The organism is Bradyrhizobium erythrophlei (assembly GCF_042430365.1).
Classification (GTDB): domain Bacteria; phylum Pseudomonadota; class Alphaproteobacteria; order Rhizobiales; family Xanthobacteraceae; genus Bradyrhizobium; species Bradyrhizobium erythrophlei.
Genome location: NZ_JBHMET010000066.1, coordinates 1 through 20704, shown reverse-complemented (window position 1 = coordinate 20704; position 20704 = coordinate 1). Strand labels below are relative to the sequence as shown.

The window sequence follows — 20704 nt, the reverse complement described above, 5'->3', positions numbered from 1 at the left end:
GAACGCATTGATTCAGCATCATTCAGCTATGGGAATCCTGAATGTGGATTGGTCCTAGTCGACTACGGCTTGTTCGTCGGCCGAACGCTTTGCGGCGTGATCGAGGCCAAGTCCGAAGGCAGCACGCTTTCCGGTTTCTCCGAACAAGCCTCCCGCTATATCGCCGGCATGCCGAAACATCTGGTGCGCGAGCCGGGGCAGGTTCGTTTCGAATACGTCGCATCCGGCTCCGAAACGATATTCCGCGATCACGCCGATCCTGATCCGGTCTCGCGCCGAGTCTTTACTTTCCATCGGCCGGAGACCTTGGGACGTTGGCTGAAGGAGCCGGCCACATTGCGCGGTCGGCTGCAGGCTATGCCCGATCTCCTGACCGACGGACTCCGGGCGTGTCAGGTCGAGGCCGTCTCTGAGCTCGAACGTTCGATGGCAGCGAATCATCCGCGTGCGCTGGTGCAGATGGCGACCGGCGCCGGCAAGACATTCACCGCGTGCACGTTCAGCTACCGGCTGCTCGCTCATGCCGGCTTCAAGCGCATCCTGTTTCTTGCGGACCGTGCGAATCTCGTGCGTCAGACCCGCGATGAATACCTCGCCTATCGTCCGCCCGGCACCGGCCGGTCGTTCTCCGAAATCTACAATGTTCAGAAGCTCGGCGCCGCCGGACTGGACAAGGATGCTGAGATCGTGATCGCCACGATCCAGCGTGTCTATTCCGTCCTGACCGGCAAGGAGCTCTCCGAGGAGGATGAGGAGGCCTCGTCCTTCGAACTGCCGAATACTGAGACCGAGCGGCTCGTCGCATACAACCCATCGATCCCGATCGAGACATTCGACCTCGTCATAACGGACGAGTGCCATCGCTCGATTTACGGTGCCTGGCGGCAGGTGCTCGAATATTTCGATGCGTTCACGGTCGGCCTCACTGCAACGCCGTCGCTGCACACACTCGGCTTCTTCGGCAAGAACCTTGTCGCGCAGTACCCGTACGAACGTTCCGTCGTCGACGGCGTCAACGTTGGCTTCGATATCTTCCGTATCCGCACCGAAATTGGCGAGCGCGGCGGGACCGTAAGAGCGGGCTATGATCTCCCGGTGCGCGACAAGCGCACGCGGGTTCAACGATATGAAAAGCTGGAGGCGGATTTCAGCTACACGCCAGACCAGATCGATCGCACGGTGCTGGTGCCCAACCAAATCCGTACGGTGCTGGAGACTTACCGCGATTCGCTGTCCACTGAGCTATTCCCTGGTCGCAAAGAAGTGCCGAAGACGCTGATCTTCGCCAAGGACGACCACCACGCCGAAGAGATCACGCAGATCGTTCGTGAGGTTTTCGGCAAGGGCAACGACTTTGCCAAGAAGATCACCTACAAGACGGATGGCGGTGATCCCGAAGCGCTGATCCGTGCGTTCCGCAACGACTACAATCCACGAATCGCTGTCACGGTTGATATGATCGCAACGGGCACCGACGTGAAGCCGCTCGAAGTCCTGATCTTCCTCCGCGACGTCAAGTCGGAACTCTATTTCGAGCAAATGAAGGGTCGCGGCGCGCGCACCATTTCCGCGGAGAAGCTGCGCGAGGTCACACCCGATGCCGAGGCCAAGACACGCTTCGTGCTGATTGATGCCGTAGGCGTATCGGAGAGCTTGAAAACCATCTCGCAGCCTTTGGAGCGCGATCGCGCGGTCTCGTTTGACCGGCTGATCGACGAGATCGCGGCCGGACGGCGTGACGACGACGCCTTTGCCACGCTAGCGGCCCGCCTCGCCGCGCTCGACAGGCGGATCGGCGAGAAGGATCGTGTAGCGATCGTCAAAGCGTCCGGTGGTGCCGACCTGCCGGGCATTGCCGCGCGCCTACTCAACGCGATCGATCCGGACGCGCTCGCCGCACGCGTGCCGAGTGACGCGCCGGACGCGGAACAGAAGGCGGTGCGTGACAAGGCGAAGGATGAAGCCGCCGCGATCCTCGATGATCCGGCCCTACGGCGCCTGCTGAAGGACGTCAAGGCCGCCGCCGATATCAGGATCGACACCATCTCCACGGACGCCGTCGTCTCCTCCGGGTGGGACGAGAGAAAGGCGACCGACACGGTCGATCGCTTCAAGCGGTTCCTGGAGGAGCGCCGCAATGAACTCACCGCGTTGCAGATTCTCTACCATCTGCCTTACGCGGGGCGTCGGCTGACCTACGAAGCCGTGGATGATTTGCGCGAAGCGTTGCGTCGCCCGCCTTGGCTGTTAGAACCCGTCGACATCTGGCGCGCCTACAAGCGCCTGTCATCGGACAAGGTGAAGGGCAATCCGGCCGGCACGCTCGCCGACATCGTGATGCTGGTGCGTTACGCGCTGTCGCAGACCGAAACACTGGAACCGCTGCCGTCGATCGTCGCCGGCCGGTTCAATCTCTGGCTCGGCCGCGAGGAGAAGGCCGGCCGCACCTACACCGAGGAGCAGAAGGCCTGGCTGATGGCGATCCGCGATCATCTCGCAGTCAACATCGAGATCAGGCCTGAGGACATGATGGAGGCCCCGGAATTTTCCAGTCGCGGTGGCGTGGTCCGGGCGCGGGCGCTGTTCGGGGCGCGGTTGCCGGCGTTGCTCGATGAGTTGACGGATACGCTCGTCGCATGATATATATCATTGGTATCTATCAAAATGACGGAGGCGGATCATGAGTGCGACCGCCAAGATTTTCATGCACGGCCGTAGCCAGGCCGTGCGCCTGCCCAAGGAGTTTCGCTTCGAGGGAACCGAAGTGCGCGTGAGCAAGATCGGTGACAAGGTGATCCTCGAACCGATCAAGAAGCAGCCGTTCGACGTGGACGCGTGGTTCGCGCGGCTCGACGAACTCGGCGGGCAGGACTTCCTGCCCGAAGGTATTCCGGACGAAGCGCCCGCCGAACCTGATCCGCGCGTGTTCTTCGACGAATGATCTGTCTCGATACCAACATTGCAATCTACGTCATGAACCGCCGCATCCCTTCGGTCCGGCATCGCTTGGCAGAGCAGTTGCGGCTGGGGACGGAGATCGGCTTTCCGGTGATTGCGCTGTTCGAGTTGCGCTACGGCTACGCGCGCAGCGACAGGCGCATCGAGGCCGAACGTCTGCTGGCGGAGTTTCTGGCGCCGGGAATCGCGGTCCTTCCCTTCGAAAGCGAAGATGCCGCTCATGCGGGCGACATTCGTGCGCATCTGGAGAGTAAAGGGACGCCAATCGGCGCATATGACTGTCTTATTGCGTCGCAAGCGCGCCGACGTGGCGCAACGTTGGTGACGATGAATACGCGCGAATTTTCACGCGTGCCAGGACTGATTGTGATGGATTGGGCGGCGTGATGGAAGGCGGTTCTCAGGCCAAGAAAGCGGGTTTCGTCGTGGGGATGCAGGAGCCGTGGCAGCTTCCCGCGGGCTGGGAGTTGGCGAAGCTTGCCGACCTAATCGGTGCAGATGGGCTAATGGTGGATGGTGACTGGGTCGAATCTAAGGATCAGGACGCAAATGGAGGGGTTCGTCTGATTCAGCTTGCCGACCTCGGAGAGGGACAGTTTCTCAACAAATCGAATCGCTTTCTTACGGAGGAAACTGCGCGGCGTCTGAGGTGTACATACTTGCGCGAGAATGATGTTCTCATTGCGCGTATGGCGTCGCCACTTGGACGTGCTTGCATCTATCCGGGGCTAAGCGAGGCGGATATCTCCAAGATGGAAGCATTCTTGGAGAATATCCTGATCATTCTGCCAGCCGTTCGAGTTGACCTGTTTATCCAGCGAACGAGACCGACGCCCAAAGTGGCGCCAACTGCGAAGGCGCCATCCGCGGAGTTCATCCTTGAGACAAAGAAGCACGGCCTCAAGGCAAACGCCGTCTTGGTCGATGGAGAGTTCGTTGTCGAGGCCGGATCGTTCGCGCGACTCGCATGGGAAGGGGTGGGCTCCGAGATGACGAGTTACGGCCAGCTTCATCAAGAGCTTCGCAATGAGGGCGTGCTCCAGCCGCAAGGAGCAGTGAACGTGTTCACTAAGAACTATGCCTTCAAAAGCCCAAGCGCCGCAGCCGCCGTGGTCAATGGACGTCCCGCAAATGGGACGGTCGAGTGGAAAACGGTGGATGGTCTGACGTACAAGGAGTGGGAAGCGCGTCAGCTTGCGGCGGCCGGCTGACGTGCCCATTTCGATCTGCCTTTATGCTTCCGATTTTCAGAATTATCCTTGACTCCTCCCCCAAATCACGCCTACAACTCGCCCCGTCCCGCCCGACCAGAGGGGCGTATCGCGATCGTCACGAACGTGCGGCGGGATGCGGTGGACGTGAGCGGCGCGTGAGACGAATGCGCTTGTCCCGCGGACGGCGAAGTCGCGTGGTCCTGGCGCCCCAGTGGCTGGTGCTGACTTCCTGGTGAAGCTTGAGGCTTCCCGGGGATGACGGTGACAAACAAGCCTGGTCTCACCGAGGAGAGCGCGAAATAAGCCGTAAAACCATTGCGCGGGGAAGGCCGGATGTTTCCGGTTGAACCTGTGGTCCTACCCCCGTGCTTTTTGTTGCACGGGACCCGCGGGTGCAATCGGCGCCCGGCCTTCCCCGCGCCCTCTGATCTCTTTCAAGGGCGGATCGGTTCGCAGGACTCGGGCGCGTCGCGCCGCGGGACTGCGGGCGTGTGTCCTCTTTCTCCCTCGCCCCGCTCTTCGCGGGGTCGAGACGAGCGGAGCTCGCTCTTAGAGGGTCGGGGTGAGGGGCGGCGCCGCGTGGACGGTGAATGCTGTGCTCGCGGAGAGAGCCCCTCACCCGACGCTGCGCGTCGACCTCTCCCCGCGAAGAACGGGGCGAGGTGACTTTCGAGGCCAGCGTGCTGCTGTTTGAAAACTGAATCAGAAACGACTTCTCGCAATGACGGCGCGAGAAACGCGTCACCGCACGATGCGCTTCACGCGCCGGGCGCTCTTGACGGCGGGCGCGGACGGATTGGACGCGGCGTGGGCGGCGGCTTCGGCTTCCCGGGCTTCGCGCAGCGCGCGCAGGCGCTCCATGTTCTTGCGGATCGCGATCGCCTCGCGCTCGACCTCGGCGATCGCACGCGCGCCTTCCTCGGCGGCAAGCCGCTGGCGGTGAGCTTTCGCGAGGCTCGCGGGTGAGGGATCGGGCTTCATGGCGGCCATGGGCATCCTGCTTTCATCGGCAAAACGAAACGCATAAAGCCCGCTCAACCCTTTACGATCGAGCGGGCCAAATCGTCATTCCAGTACATCCGTGGAATGACGACATGGCATGATCCGGAAAAGTGTGTAGCGGTTTTCCGGAAAGATCATGCTCAAACGAGCGGCTTAGATCAGCTCGAGATTCTCGGCGCTGGTCTTGCCACGCATCTTGTCGGTCTTCAGTTCGAACGAGACCTTCTGGCCTTCGGCGAGGCCGGAAAGCCCGGCACGCTCGACTGCGCTGATGTGAACGAACACATCCTTGCTGCCATCACTCGGGGCGATGAAGCCAAAGCCCTTCTGGCCGTTGAACCACTTCACTGTACCTGTCGCCACGTTTCTTCTCCAAAGCGCATATCGCGTGGTGGACGCGTCACCAATTCAACTGGCGATGTTCTTTGGGAAAGGGCCGATGGGACCATTCAACAAGGCGCAACGGCAAATCGAATGGAGGTAATATATACACGTTTCCCGCGAATACAAGGCGCGGGCGGGGAGCGGGTTCCCGGTGAAAGGGTCGGCAGTTGAGTGGCGGAGACGACGGGATTCCGCTCCCTCGCCCCGCTCTTGCGGGGAGAGGGTTGGGGTGAGGGGCTGTCTCCACGCATTCCGCTCGCGGAGAGTGCCCCTCACCCGACGCTGCGCGTCGACCTCTCCCCGCACGCGGGGCGAGGTGACTTTCGAGGCCAGCGTGCTGCTGTTTGACATCGCAAGTCGCAACGCACGGTCGCGACGACTTGCTCACTCCGCCGCCGCTTCCGCGCTCGGCTCGCCCTTCCAGCGCAAAATCTCGGCGGCCAGGATCGGGTGGTTGAATCCCTTCAGGATCAGATCGTCGATCGCGCGGCCCTCCACAAAAGGCTCGACCATGCCGTAGACGCGGCGGCTGACGACGATCTGGTTGGCTTTGGCTTCGTCGCAGAGGCGCGAGGCCAGGTTGGTGACGCTGCCGATCGCGGCGTATTCCAGCCGCTGCTCGAAGCCGATCTGGCCGAGCGTCGCGTAGCCGAGCGCGATGCCGATGCCGAAGCCGAGATTGTGGCCGCGGTTGCGCCAGCGCTCGGTGAGGCGGCCTATGGTGTCGCGCATCTCCACCGCCATCTTCACCGCGCGCGCGGTGTGGTCGGCGAATTGTATCGGCGCGTTGAACAGGATCATCACGCCGTCGCCGGCATAGCGGTCGAGCGTGCCCTCGTATTTGAAGATCAGTTCGCCGAGCGCTGCATGATATTCGCGCAGCACGTTCATCGCCTCCTCCGGCTCGGTGGTCTCGGTGAAAGCCGTGAAGCCGCGAAGGTCGCAGAACACCACCGTCACCTCGCGGCGGTGGCTGTCGAGCAGCCCCGCATGGCCATCGGAGGAGGCGATCAGCTGCGCCACCTGCGGCGCCAGGAAGCGCTCGAGCCTGCGGATGCGCTCGATCTCGCCAAGCTGCGTCTCGACCCGCGCCTCCAAGGACTTGTTCCAGTCCTTGAGCTCCTCGGTCTGCTCGCGAAGCTTGTCGGCCTGCGCGCGCACGGTCTCATTGGCCTCTTCCAGTTCGTGGCTCTTGTGATCCACCTCCGTGAACAGCCGCGCATTGCGCATCGCCAGCACCGCCTGGTGCGCGAAGGTCTTCATCAGGCCGATCAGGCTGGCCGGAAAATCGCCGGCCGTCTTGCGCAGCACCACCAGCGCGCCGAGCACGCCCTGCTGGTCGACCAAGGGCACCACCAGCACCGAGTGGAAGCCGGCGCTGACAACGACATCGCGCAGCGGATGATCGGTGTCGCGTGCCAGATCGGGGAAAGCGAGCGGCTCGCCTTTCGCGGCGGCCTCGCCGAGCGGGCTGTTCGCTTCGGGGATCGCGCGGTGGCGGCCTTCGGCATCGCCATCGATGCCGATCGACTGCGTCAGGTTGAAGCTGCTGACATCGGCGTCATAGCCATAGATCAGCACGGCGTCGGCGTGGGTGATCTCGAGCGCGCGGGCGGCGACCGTCGGCAGCACGGCGTTGAGATCGAGCGAGGAGGCGACCGCGCGGCCGACCTCCTCCAGCACCTTCAGCTCGTTGATCGATTGCGCGAGGTCGCGGGTGCGCTCCTTCACCTTCCATTCGAGGTCGGAATAGGTCTCCGCGAGTTGCCCGGCCATGCTGTTGAACTGGCCGGCGAGCTCCTCGAGCTCGTCCGATGTCTTCACCTCGATGCGATGGGCGAAATCGCCGGCGCCGAGGCGTCGCGCGCCGGTGCGGAGCGCCGTGATCGGCACCAGCATGCGCCGCGCCAGGATCGTGCCGGCGATGATCGCGACCACGAGGCCGAGCGAGATCAAAAGCGCGATGCGCACCAGCTGGTCGCGGATCGGGATCAGGGCCTGCGCGGTCGGCTGCTCGAAGAACACGTGCCAGTTGAGCCGCGGCACCGCGCGCGAGGTCGTCAGCACCGCATGCCCGTCGCCGTCGCTGCCGGAGGCGACCGCGCCGCCGCCGGGCGCGAGCACGGATGCCACCTGCGGCAGCGCGGAGAGGTCCTTGCCCACGTCGGGACCCTTCGACGAGCTCGCGAGTACGCGGCCCCTGGGATCGACCACATAGGCGAGAGCGAGCCTGCCGACCTGGGAATCGCCGAGGTAACTGCCGAGGAAGCCAAGATCGATCTCGGCCACCGTGACGCTGCCATCGGCATGCGGCAGCGCGATCGACATGAACGGCCGCTGGTCGCGCATGGTGACCGGCGCGAAGCTCGTGCCGCGCGCGGTGGTTTCGGTGAAGCTGTTATCGCGGGAGAAATCGGCGTTGCTGCCGATAGTCGTGGTCTGCCGCGTCAGGCGGAGCTGCTCGCGTCCCAGCGGGTTGAGCAGCGAGAGCTGGCTGACCTGCGGCACTTGTCTGAGGAGCTGCGTGTAGTCCGCGCGGCGCAGGTCGAGCTTGTCGGAGGAGGCGCGCGTCACCCAGGAGATCTGCCGCTCGAGGTCGGACATCGACTGCTCGATGCGCTTGGCGGTGGCATCCGCCTTCTCGCCCATGGCATCGATCAGCGTGGTCTTGATGCCGCGGTAGCTGATCCAGGTCTCGAGCGCGCCGTTGACCGCGAGCACGAACACGACAAGGCCGACCAGCGCGAGGACGTATTTGGCGAACAGGCCTCCGCGCAGGAACCAGACCGTGTCCTTCACCCCGCTCATTGGCTCTCGTCCGCCCCTTCAAACACGCCGGGTGCGCTGCAGTATCCTGCCGCTGGTTCTAGCACGGATCGGGGGGCCGAGGCTGAGGCCTCGGGGGGCATGGTTAGCCGCGGATTTGGAGGGGCGGTTTCGGGACTATCAGCGATTGAACAGCTGACGCAGCACGTCGTTCATCGCCGGATTGTCCGGCTGGGCGGCGGTGTCGGATGGGGCAGGGGCTGCGGGCGGCGGCGCGGCTTGAGGAGACGGCGAGAGGTTCCGACCCTGGCTTGGCCGCGACGCATTGCCCTGGTTGAGGGTGCTCAAGCCCTGCTGCAGCAGATTGCCGATGGTCTCGCCGAGCTCGCCGCCGAGCGGGTTGCTCTGAGCGCTATTGGGGGCCGCGGGCGGGGCGTTGCCGCCGCCCTGTGCGCCGTTGATGAGACCGCCGAGCCCGCTGAGCCCGTCCTTCAGACCCTGGCCGTTCGGTCCGAACAGGCCCTTGCCGAGCTCCTTCAGCCTTGCATAGGCGGCTTCGGGATTGTCGAGGATGCCCTGCATCTCCGGATAGATCCGGGGGCCGGCCCACGGTCCCTCGATCATCACGGGGATGCCGAAGCCGACCGGGTTGCCGGTGCGGCCCTGGCCCTCGGTCGTCATCACGAGCTGCGGCGCGACGCGGAAGCCGATCTGCTTGGTGTTGAGATCGATGGTGCCGGCGCCGGTCATCTTGACCAGCGGGCCGATCAAATTGAGGTCGGTGGTGACGGCCTGGCCCTTGTCGACCTTGAACGAGGCTGCGAGCTGGGAAAGGTCGGTCGACAGTTCCTCGCTCGCCTGCCAGCCGGAGAGCGTGCCGGCGGTGAGGTTGCGGATCATCTGCGCGACGTTGAGGCCGAGGATCTTGCCATCCTGGAACACGACAAACGCGGTGCCGCCCAGATTGGCGACGATGGCGCGCGCGCTCGTGCCCTGCGCGCGCAGCGTGATCTTGGCCTGCATCCTGCCGTCGAGCTTGTCGAACTCGGCAAGGCTCTTCAGCACCGGCAGCGCGCGCACGCCGGCGAGATCAAGCCGCAGCGCGTAGCTGGGATTGGCCGACGTGGCGTCGATGCTGAGGTCGCCATTGGCGGTGCCGCCATAGGCGCCGAGATTGGTGAGCTGGCCCTTCAGCACGCCGCTTGCGAGGTTGGCGTCGATCGCGGCCGGCGCGAAGCGGCCGTCGCCGATCACGAGCTCCGCCGCCGAGATCCGCGCCTGCGCGTCGACATAGTTGAGCCCGGTGAGGTCGATCGAGGCATTGCTCCAAGAGGAGCCCGAAGGTTGGGACGCAGTACCGGGCTCTGCCGGCGTCGTCGCGATCGTGATGCGCTGGAAATCGAGATCGAGCTTCACCAGCGGCTTGTTGCTGGCGAAATCGACCGAGGCCCAGCCGGTGAAGCCGCCGTCGCCGAGCGTGCCGGAGACGCCGTTGAACATCGCGACCGTGCCGTTCCGCCGCACCTCGGCTCGCGCCGCGATCGGCGCCGGCAACAGGCCGGGCGCGTCGATGTTGAATTCCGTCGGCACGCTCTGCCGTTCCAGCGGCGGTGGCGGTGCGGTGGCCCTGATCTCGAATTTGAGCGGCTTGTCGCTCGCGCGGGCGTTACCTGTGATCACGACCTTGCGGTCGGCGCCGACGGTTGCGTCGGCATTCAGCGTCTCGATCCGGTTCTCGACCCGGTCGCGGATGTTGGAGAACACGATGGTGCCGCCGGTGACGCTGGCATGCCGGATTGCGATGGTCTCTCCATCGCTGGACGCGGTCGCTTTCGCCGGCGGATTGTTGTCGCGCGTCCGCTCGCGCTGCAAGGGCATGTTGACCACGGGCCGCACGATCACGAGGTCAGTGATCTCGGGCCGGCCCGACCACAGGCTCGACAGCGTCATGTCGGCCTGGATGCTGCTTGCGGTGAAGCGATTGTTGATCTCGCGGTCCTTCGGGTCCTGCAGCGCGATGTCGCTCAGGGTGACGTTGACGCTCGGCCAGATGCCGATCCTGGCGCCGCCATTGATCGCGAGTCTAAAGCCGGTCTCGCGCTCCACCCGTTCCTTGACGACAGAGGTCAGGAAGGTCGACGGAATGCCGATCACCGCCACAAGCGCGATGATCACGATCACGGCGGCGATGGCGGCCCCGGCGAATTTCAGTGCTCTCATGTCGTCGTTCCAGACCGGGCAAGCGGCATAACACCGGTTCCATCTCCGATGGGAATAACCGGTCGCGCGAGATTATCCCGCAAACGCAACCCGGCTCCAATGCGGCGAAAAATAATGTGCCGCCCGCATGAACTTATGTGACCTATCACACACTTCCATTGGGGTGAACTTTGCTAACCGGCGCGGCGGGCCGCTGGGATTGACTTGGAAGGCAGTACAATGAGCAAACAGGCCGAATTTGCGGTCATTCTCAAGATGAACCCGATGTTCGCGGATCTCGGCGCGGACGAGCTGCAGCGGCTTTCGGGCCTTTGCCACACCCGGCAGCTGGCGCCCGGCGAGGTGCTGTTCCAGAAGGGCGATGCCGGCGACGCCCTGTTCGGGGTCCGCCGTGGCCAGATCCGCATCGAGACCGGTGCTTCCGACGGCAGCCGGCTGACGCTGAATTTCATGGGGCCCGGCGACCTGTTCGGCGAGGTCGCGGTGCTCGACGGTCAGGATCGCACCGCGGACGCGACCGCGGGCGAGCCGAGCGAGCTGTTCGTGCTGCGGCGGGAGGATTTCCTCGCCTTCCTCGAGCGTGAGCCGAAGGTCGCCGTCAAGCTGATCGAACTATTGTGCCAGCGCATCCGCTGGCAGAGCGAGCGCATGGAGGAGTCCGTGCTGCAGCCCTTGCCGGTGCGGCTGGCGCGGCGGCTGTGCGCGTTGTCGGAGGATTTCGGTTCCGAGGTGCACATCTCGCAGGAGCAGCTCGGCATTTTCGTCGGCGCCGCGCGCGAGAGCGTCAACCGCCAGCTCCAGGCCTGGCGCAAGGATGGCATCCTCGACCTGCAGCGCGGCCGTATCCTGCTGCACAACATGAACAAGCTGACCGCGGTGGCGCGCAACGATTAGCAACGCCCGCGCGACGCGCGGGCTCACGAAACTTCGTTGCGGGGTCGGCCGCGTATACACGCGGGCAGAACCTGCCCAAAAGACTTGCTTGCCGGAACCGGCCGGGATCGGTTTCATCCGAAGCAGCGGGTCCTTGGGGTGACACCCAGCCTTGCTGGCCTCACGCCATCCACCTGCAAACCCCTGCTGTCTCCCAAGGACCGCAGGGGTTTTGATTCCTGGGCCGCGCGACCCGTCGCGCTTCGAGCGAGGTGGATGCCGGTTCGCGGGAACACGCGTCAAACTAGGATCGAGAACATCGGTTCTGATTCAACCAGAACCGATAGGGCGCCAGCGCACTCACTCCGCCGCCGGTGACACCACGGTCGGCGGCGCCGGCGTGCTCTTGGCCGGTGGCTCCGCTGAGTGCTCACCAGGTGCGAGTTCGTGATCGGCATGGGAAACGATGAGCCGCTTGCCGAAGCGCCAGATCAGCGCGCCGATGTCGTCCATCACCATGAACATGGCCGGCACGAACACCAGCGACAGCACGGTCGAGAACAGGAGGCCGCCGATCACGGCGAGCGCCATCGGCGAGCGGAACTCGCCGCCGGCGCCGAAGGCGAGCGCCGACGGCATCATGCCGGCGGCCATCGCGATCGTGGTCATCACGATCGGGCGCGCGCGCTTCATGCCGGCGTCGATCATCGCCTCGTCGCGCTTCTTGCCGCCGCGGATCGCCTCCACCGCGAACTCCACCAGCATGATGGCGTTCTTGGTGACGATGCCCATCAGCATCAGGATGCCGATCCAGACCGGCGTAGTGAGCTGCTTGCCGGTCAAGAGCAGCGCCCCGATCGCGCCGCCGATCGACAGCGGCAGCGAGAACAGGATGGTGATCGGCTGCAGGAAGGTGCCGAACAGCAGCACCAGCACGGCATAGACCATCATCAGGCCGGCGGTGATCGCGGTGGCAAAGCCCTCCGACAGCTCGTTCAGGCTCTCGGCGTCGCCCGACGGGCTGACCTTCACACCCTTCGGCAGGCTCTTCATCACCGGCAGGTCGTAGATCAGCTTGGTGGCGTCGCCGAGTGCGGCATTGCCGACGAGATCGGCGGCGACGGTGGCCTGCCGTTCGCGGTCGTAGCGGTTGATGCTGGTCGGACCCTGATCGAGCTGGATGTCGGCGACAACAGATAGCGGCACGCCGCCGCGCTCACCGCGCTGGCCGAGCGGCACACGCAACTGCTCGAGCATCTGCAGGTCGCTGCGCGCATTGTCCTCGAGCTGGACGCGGATCGGCACCTGGCGATCACCGGCGTCGAATTTTGCCAATGCCGGGCCGACGTCGCCGATGGTGGCGACGCGGATGGTCTGCGACAGGCTCTCGGTCGAGACGCCGAGCCGCGCGGCAAGCTCCGCGCGCGGCCGGATGCGCAATTCGGGCCGATCGAGCGCGGTCTCCGAGATCACGTTGGCAATGATCGGAATCCGCTTCATCTGTGTCGCGAGTTCGCTGGCGACGTTGTTGACGATGTTGCTGTCGGTGCCGGTGACGACGAGCGAGATCGCGCGCAGGCCGTTCTCGTCGAGGAACCAGAACCGGATGTCGGGCACGTTCTCGAGTTCCTTGCCGATCGCAAGCTCGAGCTCGCGCTGGGTGATCTTGCGATCCCGCTTCGGCGTGTAGTTGACGATCAGCGCGGCGCGGCGGACCTCCTGCGTGCCGGGCGGCACGCGGCCGCCGTCGACGAACACGCTGCGCACCTCGGGCCGTTTGCGCAGGCGCGCGACGATTTCTTCCGTGACCTTCTCGGTATAGGCGAGCTGCGAGCCCGGCGGCAGCTCCATGGCGAGAAGCGAGCGCGCGGTGTCCTGCGCCGGCAGGAAGCCCTGCGGCAACAGCGTGATGCTCCAGATCGAGGCGGCGAAGATCGCAAAGCCGATCAGCACGGTGACGAAATAGTGCTTCACCGACCAGGCGACGATGCTGTGATAGCTGCGCAGGATGCGCCCGGGCGCCGGGTCGTCATGGGCATGATGCTTGAGGAAGTAGGCGGCGAGCACCGGGGTCACGAAGCGCGCGGCGAGCAGCGAGAAGAACACCTGCACCGACACCGTGATGCCGAACTGTTTGAAGAACTGCCCGGCGATGCCGGACATGAAGCTTGCGGGCGCGAAGATCGCGATGATCGTGAGCGAGATCGCGATCACGGCAAGCCCGATCTCGTCGGCTGCTTCAAGCGCGGCGCGATAAGGCGTCTTGCCCATCCGCATGTGGCGCACGATGTTCTCGATCTCGACGATGGCGTCGTCGACGAGAATGCCGGTCGACAGCGTGATGGCGAGGAACGAGACGAGGTTGAGCGAGAAGCCGAGCAGGTCCATCGCCCAGAACGCCGGGAAGATCGACAGCGGCAGCGAGATCGCGGCGATGATGGTGGCGCGGATATCGCGCAGGAACAGCAGCACGATGATGACGGCGAGGATCGCGCCCTCGAACAGGGTCGAGATCGCCGCCTCGTAATTGCCCTTGGTGAATTCGACCGAGGTGTCGATCAGCTTGAGGTCGACGTCGGGATAGGCGACCTTCAGCGCATCGATGCGCTTCTGCACGGCGGCCGCGACCACCACGTCGCTGGCGCCCTTGGAACGCTTGATGCCGAGCGCCACCACCGGCTCGCCGTTGAAGCGGGCGAAGGTGCGGCGGTCCGCGATGGTGTCGGTGACGGTGCCGAGGTCGTCGAGCCGCACCTCGCCGCCGCCGAACAACGGGATCATGGTGCCGGTGAGCTCGTTCAGCGTCTTGGCGCCGGCGAGCGTGCGGATCGCCTGGTCGTTCTTGCCGATCTCGGCGCGGCCGCCGGCGACGTCGACATTGGTGCCGCGCAGAATCTGGCTGACATTGACCGCGGTGAGCCCCGCCGCCTGCAGCTTGTCGGGATCGAGCGAGACCAGAATCTCGCGCTCGACACCGCCGATGCGCTCGACCTGGGCGACGCCGCGGACGCCCTGCAGCGCGCGCTTGACCACGTCGTCGACGAAATAGGACAGCTGCTCCGGCGTCTTGCCGGGCGAGATCGCAGCATAGGTCACGATCGGCAGGCCGATGACGTCGACGCGCTGGATCAGCGGCTCGGTGACGTTCTGCGGCAGGTTGGCGCGGACGCGGGTGACCGCGTCCTTGACGTCGTTGAGCGCGCGGTCGGTGTTGGTCTCCAGCGCAAACTGGATCGTGGTCAGCGACAGGCCGTCGGTGATCGACGAGGAGATGTGCCGAACGCCCTCGACGCCGGAGACGCCGTCTTCGATCGTCTTGGTGACCTGCGATTCAAGCTCCGACGGTGCCGCGCCAAACTGCGAGACCGCGACCGAGATCACCGGAATGTCGGCGCTCGGCAGTCGCGTCACCGCGAGCTTGGTGAAGGAGACCCAGCCCAGCACGAGCAGGATGATCGAGAAGACGATCGAGGGAAGCGGGTTCCGGATCGACCATGCCGAGATGTTCAAAGCCATTAGCGTGCCCGCGTGCGATCGAGTTCGTCGGCGAACGTGGTCTTGATCTGGTCGCCGTCGTGCAGCGAGGTGCCAGCGTCGGCCACGACGATTTCGCCGACGTCGAGGCCTTCCAGGATTTCGGTTGAGGTGTCCGACGTCAGTCCGACGCGAACCCTGCGCGTCTCGACGGTGTTTCCCTTCACGACTTGAAGCGTGAGGCGGTCGATCGCGGTGCGCGGCACGGCGACGCCACAGGAGCGCTTGGCGTCGATATTGGCACGCGCGAACATGCCGACCTTCAGCGTCGGATTGTTGTTGAGCGAAATCCGGACGCGGCCGAGCTGGGTGGTGCGATCGATCTGCGGCGAGATCTGGCGGACCTTGCCGACCATGTCGGGGGCGTCGTCACGGCTGATCCGCACCGTCGCGCCGGGATTGAGTTTCAAGAGCTGGAAGCTCGGCACCTCGGCCTCGAGCTCGATCTCGTTGTTGATCGAGATGCGGAACATCGGCCCGGCCTGTGGCGAGGCCGGGGCGCCGACCGCGGTGCGCACTTCGGTGACGAGGCCCGCGGCCGGTGCGCGCAGCGAGATCGGCCGCGCGTTGGCCTGAGCCGCCTGTTGCGGCGGCGGGGTCAGCCGCGCGAGTTCCTGGTTCTCGGTGACCGTATCGCCTTCGCGGACGAACACGTCGGTGACCCTGGAGCCCTCCTGGTCGACGCCGACCTGCGCCTCGCGGCGCGGCACGATGAAGCCGGTGACGCGGACCATGTCGGAGAAGCACGCATTGGTCGACTTCGTCACCACGACGAGCGCCTGCCCCGGCGTTTCCTTCTCTTCCGGATGGGAGCGATGCTCGAATGCGTAATAGGCGACGCCAAGCGCGACGAAGACTACTGTTCCGAGCGCAGGCTTGAGATATTGCGAAAGGTTCATCGCCGGATCAATCCAGAACGTGGTGCGTCATGATCGCTGGAAAGGTCATCCCGCCGGGGTCCTTGTTGCTCGAGCCTGCGGAAGGCCCTTACCATACTTCCGGATCATGGTCTGACGTCATCTGAAGCAGGTTACTCAGGGCTCCCCTTGCGAGGGAGCCTCCGGGTTCTATCCCAAAAACAAATGCGTCCCACCGGGGTGCGAGACGCATTCTAACCTCAAAAAATCACGCCACGCCACGACCATCACTTGGATATCACTTGGACGCGGTGGCCTTGTTTTCCATGTTCACGACCTGAACGCGGCGGTTCACTTCCGCGAAAGGCTGGCTCGGGTCCTTCAGCTTGCTCTTGCCGTATCCGACGGTGACGAGGTCGGCGCCGTTGATGCTGTATTTATCGACGAGGTAGCGCTTGATGGTGTCGGCGCGACGCTCGGAGAGATCCTGGTTGTAGGCCTCACCGCCGACAGCGTCGGTGTGGCCGGCGACCACGAAGGTCGAGCCCTTCAGATCGGGGTTGGACAGTGCGCGGCCGAGCGCCTGCACCGAGGCAAGCGACTTCGCGTTGATATTGGCGGAGTTGTAGTCGAAGTTGATCTCGAGATCGATCTTCGGCTTGTCCTTGACGATGGTTGCGATCTCCTCGCGCTCGGCTGTCGACAGCGAGCGCGAGGCGCGACCGCGGACGCTCTCCACGAACTTCGCCTGGTCGGCGTTCAGACCGGGCGAGGTCTGCGGTCCGGTCGAGAGCCCGCGGGTCTGCGGCTTCTTGTCTGATGTCAGCGCCTTGATGATCTGGTCCTCGGTGACATTGTCGCCGGCCCGGACCGCGAGCGTGCCGAACGACAGCGCGGTGCCGACGGTCACGATCGAAAGGACGGCGGTCAGATTTGCGGACGGTTTGAACATCTCTCGGTCCCTCCTGCGCGTGTTCCGCGCGGTTCCAAATAATTACTCAAATCGATAGCCGGCACGCGGCGCCGGCATGCACCCTCTGATTAGTCGGCCGGCTCCACCGGCGGTTCGAGGAGGCCCGCGGGCAGCGCCTCAAATACCCGTCACTGCACCCCGTAATCGGCGAATTCCTTCACAATATTCGGGTCCATCGCCTTGGCATTGGCAATGTCGAGATCGCCTTCCGCGACCGATCCGTTGCGCTTCTTGGCTAGTCCCCGCCCGTACAGCGAGGAGGTCAGTCGCGGGTTGATCTTCAATGCGGCGTCGAAATCGGCGATCGCGTTCTTGTTCTGCCCGCTCTTCAGGTTCATCAGCCCGCGGCTGTCGAGTGCGTCGACGAAATTCGGGCGCAACCGCAGCGCCTCGTTGCAGTCCTTCAGTGCGGCCTGCAGGTCGCCGATCACGGTGCGAGCCCAGCAGCGGTTGTTATAGGCCTCGACATCCTTCGGGTTCAGCCGCAGCGAATTGGTGAAATCCTTGATCGCGAGGTCGTAGGCACCCTTGCTGGCATAGACCTGGCCGCGACGGTACAGCGCGGCGCCGTCGTCCGGATTGTCGTTGAGCTTGGCGGTCAGGCTCTTGATCGTCGGGTCGTCGGCAAGCGCAAGGACGGTCGGGCTGGCCGGGGTGGTCGGCGCAGGCTGGACGACGGTCGGGGCCGGAGGGGGCGGCGGTGGCAGCGCAACCTCGGCCGGCTTGGCCGGTGGCGCGGGCGGAGCAGGCGGCGCCGGTGGCGGGGCCGTTGTGGTCTGGGCCGGCGGTGCCGGCGGCGGCGGCGGAGCGGGTGGCGCGGTTGCCGCCTCGGTCGACGGGCCGGAGGGCCGTGGCGTGCCACCCGGAAGGAAGGAGAAGTCCTCGGCCAGCGAGGACGATATCCACGGCACCTGCTCCTGCCGCGAGGCGCGGGTGACGCCGACGCGGGTGCGGTTCAGCGTCTCCTCCGCCATCAGGTCGGGGGTGCGGATCTCCTTGAGCAGTTCCTTCACGAACAGGCTGTGGTCACTGCCATTGTCCGACACCACCGACGACAGCGCGGCGGAATACATCACCAGCGTCCCGTTCGGCGCGATCACCGGGGCAAGGCCCGCCGAGAAGCTGCGGAACCGGCGCTCGAACGGGTTGCGCCTTGAGGCGTCGACCAATGCGATCTTCACCCCGGCGCCGCGGCTGTTGATGTCGCCGAGCACGGTTTCGAGGCTGAAGCCGTCGCGGCGGACGTCGGGCTCGGCCCAGATCTGGGCATCGACCGGGATCATGTAGCTCTGGCGGCTCGACTGGATGCCGTAGCCAGAGAAGAAGATCAGCGCGACCGAACCCGGCTTGATCTTGGCATAGAGCTTGTCGAAGGCGCGGCGCATGGCGTCGCCGGTCAGGTTCTCGCCGACATCGACCTGAAAGCCGTCGCGCTTGAGCTCGTCAGCCACGTCGCGTGCGTCGTTGATGGGCTCCTTCAGCGGCGCATCGGCGTCCGGGTATTTGGCGTTGCCGATGACAAGCGCGAAACGCTCGCCGGCTGCAAGGGAGGGGGCGGGCGCTGCGATCGCAAAAATCAACGTGGCGAGCAATGCAAGGCGAATTTTCATGATCGCGGCAAATCCAGATCGCGGCATTCCAAATGAAATGGCGCCGATTCCAGCTTGCGCCTCGGCGACCTTACTCTAGCGAAAACCCATTATCAAACCACTGCCATACCCCGTCAACCGCTTGCGATGTCATCGCTAATTGCGACAATTGATCACGACGACGCGGTCCGGCGCAGGCCCATGATCGTGTCCGCGACGCCGTCGTCGCCCGCGCATGGTGCAGATTCCCGCGCGCTTGTAATGTGACCACTCTCACAGAGCCTGCGCTGTCATGCGCCTGTCACGGTCTCCACGGTTTGACCTTTGTGCAGAGCAATGGCTTGGTGCGCGGGACGGCCAACCACTCCAAGAAGAGCGAAACCGATGGGAAACGCCTACGAAATCTATGCGCTCCGCTATGCGACGATGTCGCCGCGCACCCCTCACCTGAACTTCCTGGTCCCCGATCCGCACGACACCACCGCGCAAGACCTCGATTATTTCGTCTGGCTGATCCGCGGCCAAGGCCGCGATATCCTGGTCGATACCGGCTTCAATGCTGATGAAGCCAAGGCGCGCGCCCGCAAGCTGACGCTCAACCCGGTCGATGCGCTGGCGCGCTTCGGCGTCAGCGCCGACAGCATCCGCGACGTGATCGTCACCCATCTGCATTACGACCACGCCGGCAATCTCGACCGCTTCCCGAATGCGAGATTCCATCTGCAGGACCGCGAGATGAGCTACGCGACCGGTCGCTGCATGTGCCACGGCATGCTGCGGCATCCGTTCTCGGTCGAGCACGTCACGCAGATGGTGCGCCATGTCTATGGCGAGCGTGTCACCTTCCATTCCGGCGAGGGTGAGGTCGCGCCTGGTGTCACCGTGCACCGGGTCGGCGGCCATTCCGACGGCTTGCAGGTGGTGCGGGTCGAGACCGCGCGCGGCCCGGTCGTGCTGGCGTCCGACGCCGCGCACTACTACGCGAACCTGCACAAGCGCAGTCCGTTCCCGATCGTCTACAATGTCGGCGACATGGCACAGGGCTGGGAGACCGTCGAGCGGCTCGCTGGCCATCCCGACCGCTTCATCCCCGGCCACGATCCGATCGTGAGCGAGATCTATCCGCGCGCCAGCGACAAGGTCGATGCGTTCGCCTTGCATCTCGCGCCGTCGCGGTCGTTCGCCAAGTAAATCTGAAGTAATTTTGCAGGAGCAGGTTCGAAAGATATGACTGACATCAAGACTCTCGGCTTCATCGGCCTCGGCGTGATGGGCGAGCCGATCTGCCGCAATCTCGTCAAGAAGAGCGGCAAGCGCGTCATCGTTTTCGATCTCGCGGCCGAGCCGCTGCAGCGGTTGCGCGCCGAAGGCGCCGAGGTTGCCGACACGGTGGCCGAGGTTATCAAGCAGTGCGAGGTGCTGTTCCTGTGCCTGCCGAGCGCGAAGCATGTGCGCGCGGTGTTCGAAGGCGACGGCATCTTGAAGAACATCAGGAGCGGTCAGGTCGTGGTCGATCTCGGCACCTCCTCGGTCAGCCAGACCCGCGACTTTGCCGGGCAGTTGCGGGCAAAGGGCGCAGCCTGGGTGGACGCACCGATCGCACGCACCCGGCAGGCGGCGCAGGACGGCACGCTCAGCGTGATGGTCGGTGCGGTGCCTGCGCTCTATGCCGCGATCGAACCGCTGATCCGCTGCTTTGCCACCGACGTCACCAATTGCGGCGACGTCGGCGCCGGGCAGGTGACCAAGATCCTGAACAACATGGTGCTGTTCGAGACCGTGAACGCGCTGGCCGAAGCGGTCGCGGTCGCCAAGCGCAACGGTGTCGATCCGAAACTGCTGCTGGAGACGCTGTCAAAGGGCTCGGCGGACAGCTTTGCGCTGCGCAACCACGGCATGAAGGCGATCGTGCCAGGCGTGTTTCCGGAGCGCGCCTTCTCGACCGATTACGCGCTGAAGGATCTCTCTTATGCGCTCGAGCTGGCTGATGACACCGGCATCAAGATCCGCGGCGCGGAGCTGGTCGGCACCATCCTGCAGGAAGCGATCGATGCGGGATCGAAGGACAATTACTTCCCGGTGATCGCGAAGCATCTCGACGGGGCGTAGCTCACCCCGTCATTGCGAGCGAAGCGAAGCAATCCATACCCCTGCTTGCCGAGAGATGGATTGCTTCGTCGCTTTGCTCCTCGCAATGACGATGAGAAAGCTGCTCAACTCCATCACCGTCATGCTGAGGAGCGGGGAACGCGCGTCTCGAAGCACGACGGCCCAACTGGGGCCGTGCATCCTTCGAGGCTCGCCCAGCGGCGCAAGTGCGCCGCAAGGCTCGCG

Annotated in this window: 16 protein-coding genes; 7 read left to right on the top strand and 9 right to left on the bottom strand. The window is 64.5% G+C overall.

Annotated features, from left to right (window positions below):
• From ACFFWD_RS12180 to ACFFWD_RS12165, 4 genes are all read left to right on the top strand, one after another.
• On the top strand, window positions 1-2640 hold a 2640-nt coding region (locus ACFFWD_RS12180; RefSeq protein ID WP_376965274.1), incomplete at its 5' end, for a type I restriction endonuclease subunit R.
• Window positions 2641-2680: 40 nt separating this feature from the next.
• Window positions 2681-2941 (top strand): antitoxin, encoded by a 261-nt coding sequence (locus ACFFWD_RS12175; protein ID WP_376965272.1) that lies wholly within the window; start codon window positions 2681-2683, stop codon window positions 2939-2941.
• Entirely contained in the window at window positions 2938-3345 is a 408-nt protein-coding gene (locus ACFFWD_RS12170; RefSeq protein ID WP_376965270.1) for a type II toxin-antitoxin system VapC family toxin, read from the top strand. The genes ACFFWD_RS12175 and ACFFWD_RS12170 overlap by 4 nt, the downstream gene beginning before the upstream one ends.
• Window positions 3345-4169: a DUF4357 domain-containing protein gene (locus tag ACFFWD_RS12165; protein WP_376965276.1), complete on the top strand. Its 825-nt coding sequence runs from the start codon at window positions 3345-3347 to the stop codon at window positions 4167-4169. The genes ACFFWD_RS12170 and ACFFWD_RS12165 overlap by 1 nt, the downstream gene beginning before the upstream one ends.
• Window positions 4170-4913: 744 nt before the next feature.
• Here ACFFWD_RS12165 and ACFFWD_RS12160 read toward each other — a convergent pair.
• From ACFFWD_RS12160 to ACFFWD_RS12145, 4 genes are all read right to left on the bottom strand, one after another.
• Window positions 4914-5162 carry a hypothetical protein gene (locus ACFFWD_RS12160; protein WP_376965268.1) on the bottom strand — a complete coding sequence of 83 codons (249 nt, stop codon included), beginning with the start codon at window positions 5160-5162 and terminating at the stop codon, window positions 4914-4916.
• 165 nt (window positions 5163-5327) lie between these two features.
• Window positions 5328-5537: a cold-shock protein gene (locus tag ACFFWD_RS12155; protein ID WP_376965266.1), complete on the bottom strand. Its 210-nt coding sequence runs from the start codon at window positions 5535-5537 to the stop codon at window positions 5328-5330.
• Window positions 5538-5942: 405 nt separating this feature from the next.
• On the bottom strand, window positions 5943-8366 hold the full coding sequence (locus ACFFWD_RS12150; protein WP_376965264.1) for an adenylate/guanylate cyclase domain-containing protein: 2424 nt from the start codon (window positions 8364-8366) through the stop codon (window positions 5943-5945).
• Window positions 8367-8504: 138 nt separating this feature from the next.
• Window positions 8505-10544 carry an AsmA family protein gene (locus tag ACFFWD_RS12145; protein ID WP_376965262.1) on the bottom strand — a complete coding sequence of 680 codons (2040 nt, stop codon included), beginning with the start codon at window positions 10542-10544 and terminating at the stop codon, window positions 8505-8507.
• A 219-nt stretch (window positions 10545-10763) separates the two neighbouring features.
• On the opposite strand from ACFFWD_RS12145, the gene ACFFWD_RS12140 reads away from it, so the two are divergent.
• A complete protein-coding gene (locus ACFFWD_RS12140; protein WP_376965260.1) occupies window positions 10764-11438 on the top strand; it encodes a Crp/Fnr family transcriptional regulator in 675 nt (224 codons plus the stop codon).
• A 339-nt stretch (window positions 11439-11777) separates the two neighbouring features.
• Here ACFFWD_RS12140 and ACFFWD_RS12135 read toward each other — a convergent pair whose 3' ends face one another.
• The 4 genes from ACFFWD_RS12135 to ACFFWD_RS12120 form a co-directional block, all read right to left on the bottom strand.
• The gene (locus tag ACFFWD_RS12135) at window positions 11778-14933 is read right to left on the bottom strand and encodes an efflux RND transporter permease subunit (protein ID WP_376965258.1); all 3156 of its coding nucleotides are present in this window, start codon (window positions 14931-14933) and stop codon (window positions 11778-11780) included.
• Window positions 14933-15850 carry an efflux RND transporter periplasmic adaptor subunit gene (locus tag ACFFWD_RS12130; RefSeq protein ID WP_376965256.1) on the bottom strand — a complete coding sequence of 306 codons (918 nt, stop codon included), beginning with the start codon at window positions 15848-15850 and terminating at the stop codon, window positions 14933-14935. Before ACFFWD_RS12130 ends, ACFFWD_RS12135 begins: the two co-directional genes overlap by 1 nt.
• Window positions 15851-16106: 256 nt before the next feature.
• Window positions 16107-16760, bottom strand: coding sequence for an OmpA family protein (locus tag ACFFWD_RS12125; protein WP_376965254.1), 654 nt, complete (start codon window positions 16758-16760; stop codon window positions 16107-16109).
• A gap of 149 nt (window positions 16761-16909) precedes the next feature.
• A complete protein-coding gene (locus ACFFWD_RS12120) occupies window positions 16910-18391 on the bottom strand; it encodes a caspase family protein (protein ID WP_376965252.1) in 1482 nt (493 codons plus the stop codon).
• 363 nt (window positions 18392-18754) lie between these two features.
• Between ACFFWD_RS12120 and ACFFWD_RS12115 the strand changes: the two genes are divergently transcribed.
• Entirely contained in the window at window positions 18755-19561 is an 807-nt protein-coding gene (locus tag ACFFWD_RS12115) for an N-acyl homoserine lactonase family protein (RefSeq protein ID WP_376965250.1), read from the top strand.
• 36 nt (window positions 19562-19597) lie between these two features.
• The gene (locus ACFFWD_RS12110; protein WP_376965248.1) at window positions 19598-20479 is read left to right on the top strand and encodes an NAD(P)-dependent oxidoreductase; all 882 of its coding nucleotides are present in this window, start codon (window positions 19598-19600) and stop codon (window positions 20477-20479) included.
• 9 nt (window positions 20480-20488) lie between these two features.
• On the opposite strand, the gene ACFFWD_RS12105 is transcribed toward ACFFWD_RS12110, so the two are convergent.
• The coding region (locus ACFFWD_RS12105; protein ID WP_376965246.1) for a hypothetical protein at window positions 20489-20704 on the bottom strand (216 nt) is incomplete at its 5' end.